This is a genomic window from Aminobacter sp. P4_D5 (assembly GCF_056401815.1).
This window is the reverse complement of sequence record NZ_JBFUIP010001342.1, coordinates 1-528: the sequence shown is the minus strand read 5'-3', so window position 1 is coordinate 528 and position 528 is coordinate 1. Positions and strand designations below refer to the sequence as shown.

The window sequence follows — 528 nt, the reverse complement described above, 5'->3', positions numbered from 1 at the left end:
GTAGCTCAGTGGTAGAGCACTCCCTTGGTAAGGGAGAGGTCGAGAGTTCAATCCTCTCCAACAGCACCATCCTACCCCCTTGATGGGGCGGGATAATCGGGAAAATCAGGGCCTTACGTCTCCCCACTGCTACAAAGGGGTGATACAAGTGGCCCTTGCGATGACCCGACCGACCAAGCACCCGAAGACTGGAATTTATCGAGTCCGGAAAGCTGTTCCTGCCGCACTGCGGCAGGCTGCCGGCGTGCGCGAGTGGATTGTGAGCCTCGATACGAAGGACCAGTCAGAGGCCCGCCAGAAGGCGGCTAAGGCCCTCGCGAAAATCGAAGCCATGCGACGTGCAGCTCTGGCCGGTGCTGACCGCCAACATGAGACTCCGCCCCAATGTGAACTCGAGGCGCCCAGCAGCGCGACGACCCACCCGGTGGAGGCTCAGGCGGTCCAAGCGCCTATCGGCAATCAAAGGAAGAGAACGAACGCGCTGGCAGCCGAGACGATACTCCTGGCTTGGCAGACTGAGCGGAAGCC

The 528-nt window shown here is 61.0% G+C and carries 1 protein-coding gene; it reads left to right on the top strand.

Annotation, left to right across the window (positions count from 1 at the left end):
- Positions 1-160: 160 nt before the first annotated feature.
- Positions 161-528, top strand: a 368-nt coding sequence (locus tag AC1DWF_RS38300) for a DUF6538 domain-containing protein (RefSeq protein WP_476843620.1), incomplete at its 3' end; no start/stop codon positions are given.